General features: G+C 42.7%; 5 protein-coding genes and 1 pseudogene. 1 reads left to right on the forward strand and 5 read right to left on the reverse strand.

Annotated features, from left to right (window positions below):
- The first annotated feature begins 44 nt into the window (after positions 1-44).
- Entirely contained in the window at positions 45-1,103 is a 1,059-nt protein-coding gene (locus OCV36_RS19645; protein ID WP_135456891.1) for a tetratricopeptide repeat protein, read from the forward strand.
- A 228-nt stretch (positions 1,104-1,331) separates the two neighbouring features.
- On the opposite strand, the gene ggt is transcribed toward OCV36_RS19645, so the two are convergent.
- The 5 genes and pseudogenes from ggt to OCV36_RS19670 all read right to left on the reverse strand — a co-directional run bounded on the left by ggt (position 1,332) and on the right by OCV36_RS19670 (position 8,648).
- Positions 1,332-3,062 (reverse strand): gamma-glutamyltransferase, encoded by a 1,731-nt coding sequence (gene ggt / locus OCV36_RS19650; RefSeq protein WP_135456893.1) that lies wholly within the window; start codon positions 3,060-3,062, stop codon positions 1,332-1,334.
- Positions 3,063-3,320: 258 nt separating this feature from the next.
- A complete protein-coding gene (locus OCV36_RS19655; RefSeq protein WP_135456895.1) occupies positions 3,321-4,388 on the reverse strand; it encodes a sulfate ABC transporter permease in 1,068 nt (355 codons plus the stop codon).
- A gap of 1 nt (position 4,389) precedes the next feature.
- The gene (locus tag OCV36_RS19660) at positions 4,390-4,866 is read right to left on the reverse strand and encodes a hypothetical protein (protein ID WP_017073952.1); all 477 of its coding nucleotides are present in this window, start codon (positions 4,864-4,866) and stop codon (positions 4,390-4,392) included.
- A 9-nt stretch (positions 4,867-4,875) separates the two neighbouring features.
- Positions 4,876-8,058 (reverse strand): response regulator, encoded by a 3,183-nt coding sequence (locus OCV36_RS19665; RefSeq protein ID WP_135456897.1) that lies wholly within the window; start codon positions 8,056-8,058, stop codon positions 4,876-4,878.
- A 215-nt stretch (positions 8,059-8,273) separates the two neighbouring features.
- Positions 8,274-8,648, reverse strand: a pseudogene (locus OCV36_RS19670) (hypothetical protein).
- Positions 8,649-8,750 lie beyond the last annotated feature (102 nt).

An 8,750-nucleotide genomic window follows, 5' to 3' on the forward strand; every position in this document is an offset into this window, starting at 1 on the left:
ACGAGTCTAAGGACAGGCTAAGTTCCCCAGTTTAAGGTAATACTATGATGAAGAAGAGTTTAGCGACGGCTGTTGCTTTATTGGTTTCAACGTCCGCATTGATATCAACGTCTGCGATGGCAGCGAATAGCGTTCAAGAAACCGTTGATGCACCTGTTCAAAATATCAATCAAGTGCTCGAAATGACGGACACTCAAACGCGTATTCAACAGCTGTCTTACATGGCTCAAGATCAGAATCAGTCCATTGAAAACCGCACTGGCGCGCTGCAGGAGCTAGCATCATACCCAAGCCAGAATGCGCTGGTGGCAGTTGCGCGAGGCTTAAAGGATCAAAACCCTGAAGTTCGTGAAGCGTCGGTTATCGGTTCTGCACCATATCAATTGGAGCACCGTTGGGCGTTGGTTTCTCCTTTGCTACAAGACAGTGATTCAATGGTGCGTCACACAGCGACATCCAATTTAGTTCGTGATTACAATTCGTTAGATGACGAGCAGAAAGCTCAAATAGAACAGCCTGTTGCTGAGCTAATCACATTTTTGGAAACACAAGAATCTGAAAAGTTTCAATTGTTGTTTGCTGATGTTTTACGTTGGCATAACGAATGGGAAAAAGCGGAAACTATTTATGTTGAGCTAGTGCAGTCCCATGGCAACAACGCCCAAGTTTGGTTGAGCTATGCAGATAACTTTAGAGCGCAAACTAAAGATCAAGAAGCAGTTGCGGTGTTAGATCGTGGTATTGAGCAAGTGCCAAACAACGCGGCACTGCATTACTCTAAATCACTGACTTTAGTTCGCTTAGAAGAAAAGAAACAAGCCGCTCAAGAGATCGAGGTCGCCGCTAACCTTGCAAAAGACAACAGCTACTATTGGTATCTCAATGGGGTATTACAAGAAGAGTTGGATATCGATAAATCGACTAAATCGTTCGAGAAAGCGTATTTGATTTCTGGTTCTCCAGAACAACTGTACGCGGTTTGTGATATTTACGTACGTTACGGTAATGAAAAAACTGATGATTGCCTGACAGAGCTAGGTAAAGTCGCACCAGACTATGTTATTGAGCAATTAAAAGAAAAACGAGTGAGCTCAAGCACGTAAGTTTAGATTAACCGCGTACATAAACTTAGATTATCTGAGCGCATAAACTTAAAAGCCAGTCGATATATTCGACTGGCTTTTTTGTATTCACCTAATGCTTAGACAAAACAAAGGTTGGAAAAGAAAAAGTGGGCAAGTTCATTACTTACCCATTTCTATTGCTGTCCACTTATATTGTTAGTCACCTATATCGTTAGTCACCTATATTACTTTGTTCATTTCGCCTAATTATTCACCCATAGAGCTAGATGCACGACGTCTGTCTGTTGCTCCATGAATTTTGCCATCTTTGATTTCAATGGCGTTCAAGCCGCTGACCACAGGAATAACATGTACTGGATAACCGAGCTGAATAAACTCTGGCACCAACATTTCAGCGTAAGTTTTCTTCTCGACCAATAAACCTGTTGGGTCATAAGGTTTGGTGCGGTCGATCTTGGTGCCGTATTGGATGTTTGGAAGATCAATCGCCTCCTGAGCGGATAAGTCCCAATCCAGAACGCCAACGACGGTTTTTAACACATACCCCGGAATTTGCGAGCTTCCAGGTGAACCAACCACTAACCGCAGGTTGTCATTTTTATCCATCACCATTAATGGCGTTATCGCTGAGCGAGGACGCTTACCTGCTTCGATGGCATTTTGAGTGGGTTTACCGTTTATTGTGGGCTTGGTGGAGAAGTTCGCCATTTGTGCATTGAGAATCACGCCATCGACCATTACTCCGGATCCCATTCCCGTGCCGACTGTGCTGGTCATTGCAATGGCATTACCATCTTTGTCGATAATGGAAATATGCCCAGTGTCTTGGCTCTCAAACCCTTGATACTGAGCGTATTCAGTATTGGATAACTTGCCTGCTTTCGGTTTGGTTTTAGCTATGCCCTTTTCAGGGATGAGTTTACGTCGCTCGTCGATGTAGGCTTTGTTTAGTAGGGCAGTAACGGGTGCCTCAACGAAGTCCGGGTCACCTGCATAAGCGATTCGGTCGGCTTTGGCGATTCTCATTGCTTCTGTCATTAGTCGCCATGGTTCAACATCCGTTGTCGACATACTTGCCAAGTCGTAGGCTTCTAACATTTCAAGGCTTTGAGCAACCATCACGCCTCCAGAGGCAGGATAGCCAAATGACACAATCTTATTGCCACGATAGTCACTTTCAATAACATCACGTTGCTTCATTTTGTATTGCTCGAAGTCTTTAATAGAAAGCTTGGCGTGGTCTGAGTCGATTCGGCTGTTAACCGTCTCAACGATTCGTTTACCAAACTCACCACCATAGAGATACTGATCACCCCGCTGAGCTATGTTCGCGAGCGTATCGGCAAGTTTTGGGTTTTTCATTAAAGTGCCTGTTGGCTTAATCTCGTCGCTATTCCAATAGAGTGCTTTGATTTCTGGATCTTCAATCAACCGTTCTTGCTCACGAACTACGATGTCGTAGGTGTAGCTGTTCATCGCATAGCCTTTGCTTGCGAGATCTATGGCGGGTTGAACTAGTTCAGACCAAGGCATTTTTCCGTATTGTTGATGAGCGCTATAGAGCAAGCGGAGTGTTCCAGGGATAGCAACAGAACGAGGGCCTAAAATCTTGTTGCGACTGAGCGCTTCACCATCTTCGATGAACATATCGGGTGTGGCGCTTGAAGGGGCTTCATCACGCCCATCGAGTGCGAGAAATTGGTCTTTGTCTTGTTGATAAAACAGCGCAAAAGTACCACCACCAATCCCTGTCATATCCGGTTCTACGACCGACATGGTCATCTGCATCGCAACCATTGCATCAATGGCATTACCACCTTTTTTGAGTATCGAATACCCAGTACTACTCACGTATGGGTTAGTTGCACTTACCATAAACTCTTCGCCACTTTCATCTGGCGTAATTGGAAAAGGATTTGGCTCGGCCGCGAAACCGACCGCTGAAACCAAACTTAAAGATAAAGTCGCTATTCGCATGCGTTCTCCGTTTAAGGTGTCTGTTTATTCGCTCTTAGGTTGACTGAATAAAGGCGGTGAAGTTCGTGAGTTTGCAGCCTTTTGACACAATGTTGACGGCTCTGACATTGGAATAAAACCATCTCAATATTCACCATTGAAACGATAGTTATGGTTTATGTTTCGATAGGTTGGACTGAAAAATTACAGCGATAAAAAAGCCCAAGGTAGAGTGGTTATCTTGGGCTTTGATTTGAATGACGATTGTTTAATTCTAGGTTAGAAAACGAAACTTAGCATGATGGTGTAAAGGACGGCATCTTTATCCTCAAAGGCACTCCGTGGATAGAAATCTTCTACAAAGGCACCGTTTGTTTTACGAGCTTCAAAATATTGTACTTCACCATTGATAGAGACGTTTGGTAACACATCGTAATCCACACCAATTAGGTAGCTGTTTCCTGTTAGGTGTTCGTGTGAATCAAACTCTGCTCCGTAAACTACATAGGGAGTGAATGAACTTAATCTATAGCCCAAACTTGCATACATCGATGATGAGAAGTCGCTAATTTGCCCCTCACTTGAAAGCACAGCTTGACCAAATTCATATTCTGCACCCAAAGACCAAAGTTGGATATGCTGATTGTCATCTGTTGGAAGAGAGCCAATGTTTTTGATTTTAACCGTTTGATCAAAATTTGAATCTAGGAAAGATAAGTTCCAACGGTAATCTTCACCACTAAGCTGTAGGTTCGCTCCGAACATTCGATTGGTTTCAAACTCAAGCTCGGTTGTCGAATTGAAATCAACTTCATTATTGTCTTTTATACCGAAGAATGGGGAGAGTAATAGGGTCGCTTCATCGCTTACATCATGAGTCCAGCTCACTTTGATACCATTGAAAGCCGTGATGCCAAGCACGCTGTTATAGACCTCTGTAGGCGGTCTAGCTGTCATGTAGGCTTGACCCACATAGTAATACTCAGATGCAAGGAAGAGTGGAAGTCTTAATCGCCCTACACTGACATCGAAGTCATTAAACTCATAGCCGACGTAAGCCCATTCTAACTGTGGGTCACTCCATTCAAACTGTGGTGGTTTTACAACTTGTACTGAGGCTCTGAACGAGTTGTAGTAGTAATCTAACTGAACGCCAAACGTGGTATCACAGTCATAACAGTTTTCATCAGTAAAACCGCGGTTAATGATTAAAGGGTTGTCGTTATCTGATTTTGCCCAAGACGTAGAGCCAAATCCGCTTAATGACAAATTATCGGTAAGTTCAATAATGGCAAAGGCCGGAGAGGCAATTGAAGCACATAGCACTGACGTGATTATTTTTTTCATGTTATTTCTCCGAACTTATAACGTATAGAACGTTGGCATTTTGAGGAACCGAAGAGAGCGGTGAGTAGCCAATACGATTTGGTTTGTCGTCCAGCCAATTAACTAAGCTGTCAGCTGAAGCCTGTTTGATCTCTCTTGGATAACGCGCTTTCCCTGAGAAAGATAAGCCAGCCCAGTGCGCGTTCATTTGAGCTGCATTTTTCCCAAGTAACAGCTGATAAAAATCTTCTCTTTCGGTACTGTTTTCAGGCCAATCTGATAGTTCTACACGCTTGCCGTTCAGGCGTTTGGTTTTTCCTCGATACAGCTTTCTGGCTTTGTTTATTGATATCTCTTCAAAACCAGAATCTAAAGAAAAAATGGCGTAATCTTCCGCTGCATGCGCTGGGGTGAAAAGGAGTAAGCTCCCTAACAGCCCAATTGCGGTTGGTAGCACAACTCTGCGAGAGAGTGCGTTAATCGTTCTGATCCAATCCATTGGTTTCTCCTAACAAGTCGCACTTTCTATTTGGTGGAATAGCTTTTCTTTTCGCACTGGCTTCGCTACGTATCCATCCATACCCGAATCAAAGCATTTTTGGATATCATCATCGATAACACTGGCTGTTAACGCGATAATAGGCGTCTTTCTTAAACCTAGATTTTTCTCGAGCTCTCTTATCTCTTTTGTCGCTGTGAAACCGTCCATAACTGGCATCATGCAATCCATGAGAATAATGTCGAAGCTACTGTCGTTTTGATACATATCAACGGCGATTTGCCCGTTCTCAGCAATTTCAAATGCATATCCCGCTTTAGTTAATATTACAGATGCCACTTTTTGATTAACCCGGTTATCTTCGACTAACAATATTCTTTCGGATTTCGTTGGCACTGTTTGTTGATCGACTTCTTCCGGTAACGTTGGTTTAGCTGAATTAGCATTGTGAATCGGGGTTACGGTTGAAGCTTTTGATGTAGCTGGAGGGATATGCCCGCTAGGAAGCGGCATTGCTTCTACTGCGGTGAGTATTTTCTCTTTTAACATTTCGAACTTGAAAGGTTTTGGTACGTAGTCGTCCATACCTACGTCGAAACATTTCTGAATATCGTCATCAATAACACTGGCGGTTAAGGCAATGATCGGAATACGGCGTGTAGCCTGAGTTTCTTGTTCAATTCGTCGAATATTACTCGTTGCTTCAAAACCATCCATAACGGGCATCATGCAGTCCATCAGGATCGCAGCGTAATGAGGGTTTGCTGTGAACTTGTCTATGGCTTCTTGGCCGTTGTTAGCAAACTCAAATTCGAAACCACTTTTTCCAACATGAAGACCAGCGATCTTCTGGTTAATTTTATTGTCTTCGACGATAAGAATTTTATGCTGTATCTCTAAAGGTGCTTGGCTAGCCTCTGATAATTCAGCTAGACCTTGTGTATCACAAAGTTCAACCGCTTTAATTAACCGCAAGCCGAGTAGGGGCTGCGATACTTGTGCTGTAACACAGTCTCCGATATCGGCTGGTTCGCTAAGAAATGAACGAATTAGACAAATAGTGATTCCATTCTGATGCAGCTTGTCCAAGTCATTCGAGTAGTCACTGGCTTGGAACGCATCGTCTTCAGCGAAAACAACAGTGATTGGTTTATTGTGCTTTTGTGCAGCGAGTTGTTCTGTTATTGCAGCCGTATCACTTGTTTGCTGAGTAACTTTTAGACCATAAAGATTGAGGTCGCATTCTATGCGTCTAGATAGCTCGTTCTCGTTACCAAGTACGTAAATATCGGCAGTTGCAATGCTTGGCTTCGGTAGCATTAAGTCAACGGGTAACTCTAAATCGAAGTAGAAACAACTGCCTTCACCTTTAACGGAATCGAGTTGAATCTGACCACCCATCAGTTCAACTAATTGCGTACTAATCGCCAGGCCAAGCCCCGTGCCACCAAACTGACGTGTAGTTGAATCATCTTCTTGAGCAAAGGGTTCGAATATCTGTTTCTGCTGCTGTTTATCGATACCAATACCGGTATCCCTAACTGCGAATCTAATGGTTACGTTGTTTTCAGTATTGCTGAGAGTCTGGATGGATAATGTCACCCCACCTTCGGCAGTAAATTTCACCGCATTAGACATAAAGTTCATTAAGATCTGTCTTAATCGATGATCGTCTATCATCACTCGAGCGGGGGTGTCTGGACTGATATCGACGTTAACCAAAACTTTCTGCTCTTTTGCTTTTGGTGCAACGATAGAAGCGATGTCATATATCGACTCTCTAATGGATGCTGAATGTGGGCTGATAAGCAGCATGCCGGATTCGATCTTAGAAAAGTCTAAGATGTCGTTGATTAAGCTGAGTAATAGTTGAGATGAGGTTTCAATGGTATCAACGTAATCTCGTTGTGTTGGTGTCAGTGGTGTATCAGCCAGTATTTCTGAAATACCAATGACGCCATTGAGAGGGGTTCGAATTTCATGAGACATGTTGGCCAAGAAACTACTTTTAGCTTTGCTCGCTTGTATGGCGTGGTCTTTCGCTTTTTCTGCGTCTTCTTTTGCTAGGGTTAGTTTTTCTTTGGCGTGTTCTCTTTCGATGGTTAGTCGTTCTACCTGTTGAGCAAAAAGACTGAGTTCATCCTTACCTTGAATCAGTTTTTCCAGAGAGGGGCGGGTTTCATCGTTTTCGCTTTTTAAAAAATTAAGGACGAGTCCAAGATTATTCGTCACTTGTCTTGCCAGACTCAAGGTTAAGCCCATAACAATGGTGGCGAGTAAGGCGACGATGGAGATAAACAGTGTTCGTTCCATTTGGGCATCTGAAATCGCTTGAGCAACTTCTGTTTGGAATTCTTGTTTAATTACCCCTCCAAGGCTTTGCAACAAGTTAAGTCGAGCACTCATCGCTTCTAGGCCAACAGATATTTCTTGTGGTGTAAGTTGGTTGATTGCGTTGAGGTCTAGCAGAGCGCTTCTGATTTCTTGACTCTGAGCGAAAACATCATTTCTAAATACTTCGACCATTAAAGATACTTGATGTTCGTTTGCATTCAACGAAACAAAGCGTTCTAAAAACAGTTGTTGTCTTTCGCTCAATGTTTCGATTTGCTCTGCAAGTTCAGGATCGTACTCTTGGCTGTTTTGGAATATCTCAATCAATGAGGTACCGAGTTTGAATTCCTCGTTCGACCAAAACATCAACCATTCAAGTTGTTGCAAGGCCGTGAGGTGTTGTTGAATTTCCCGCTTGGTGTTTTCAAATGGGACTTTTTCAACCTCTAGCAGTAATTGTTTGTACAAATCGCTCTGCCATTCAAGTGCGTCCAATTTATCGTAACTGTCGGTAGCTTGCATCGTAGAAAGTGTCGCTTCGCTAAAGTCAGCAACAAGTTGATTCATCTCATCAGAAGCATCTAAAAAAATGATTGGGGATAGGTTTTTTAATTCTGCCTTTACTTGGCTGCTTTGCATCGCGAACTCTTCAGGGCTAGAAGCTGATGTACTTCGATACAGGACCGAAATATCTTGAAGATAGGCTGATAACTGATTCGTTCGCTCAAAGTCGGTTAACTGAGTCGTCAAGATAAAAGCTTGTCTGCCAGCAAGAAAGAGCAGTAGTGAAATGGGAAGTAAAACTAAGCCAAAGAGTTTATGTTTGACTGAAAGGTTATTCCAGACCGTAATTGCCATATAAGGATCCATCCAACTGTTTTTATATCAAAACAGTAGAATAAAAATGATGATATGGAAACTTTGAAACTGTAAATTTAGTGGAAGTGTGGGAGGGGTATAAGTTCTTGTGATTCCAGAGCTTATTTTGAAATGGATTCTGTTTTTAGTGGTTTATAGCGATTGGCAGTCGGTTTATTTTTTTATGCTTATTGATGAGTAACCTAAAAGACGCGCTAATGAGCACGATTTTTGTCTTGAGTTACTTCAAATAGAAGCTGTTCTAACACCGTTTTTGCTGAAGGCTCTAATGTCCAAATTCCTAGCATTCGCTTTAGCGCGGCACGATATGCTCTGTTTTTTAATAAAAAAGCGAGCGTATTTGTATCGTTATTCAAAGCATGTGTTTGTATGACGGACAGCTCGGCTTTGTTTGCGATGTCAATTTTCTTAAGATTGAAAGCGGGTAGGAATGCACACACGTATCAAACTTCAACGATCTCTCTGAGTTCGATTTCTTCTTCGGGTACGTCACAGTCCTGAAGTTGATGACCTTCAGGAATCGCGGATAAGTACGCTACATCAAGCTTGTCTGCAACGAAAGTGTACATTTGCTTCCTTGTTACCAATGTTTTGAGACTGAATCATCCCTCTCACTTATGAATTTGTCAATTACATCCATTTATCTAAAGAGTGAATTGTGAATAAGCGTT

Origin of the sequence: Vibrio echinoideorum (genome assembly GCF_024347455.1) — a bacterium.
Taxonomy (GTDB): Bacteria; Pseudomonadota; Gammaproteobacteria; order Enterobacterales; family Vibrionaceae; genus Vibrio; species Vibrio echinoideorum.

Bases quoted from the DNA above. Each gene is read 5' to 3' on its own strand.
- OCV36_RS19645 (WP_135456891.1), top strand. From the start codon at position 45: ATGATGAAGAAGAGTTTAGCGACGGCTGTTGCTTTATTGGTTTCAACG.
- ggt (WP_135456893.1), bottom strand. From the start codon at position 3,062: ATGCGAATAGCGACTTTATCTTTAAGTTTGGTTTCAGCGGTCGGTTTC.
- OCV36_RS19655 (WP_135456895.1), bottom strand. From the start codon at position 4,388: ATGAAAAAAATAATCACGTCAGTGCTATGTGCTTCAATTGCCTCTCCG.
- OCV36_RS19660 (WP_017073952.1), bottom strand. From the start codon at position 4,866: ATGGATTGGATCAGAACGATTAACGCACTCTCTCGCAGAGTTGTGCTA.
- OCV36_RS19665 (WP_135456897.1), bottom strand. From the start codon at position 8,058: ATGGCAATTACGGTCTGGAATAACCTTTCAGTCAAACATAAACTCTTT.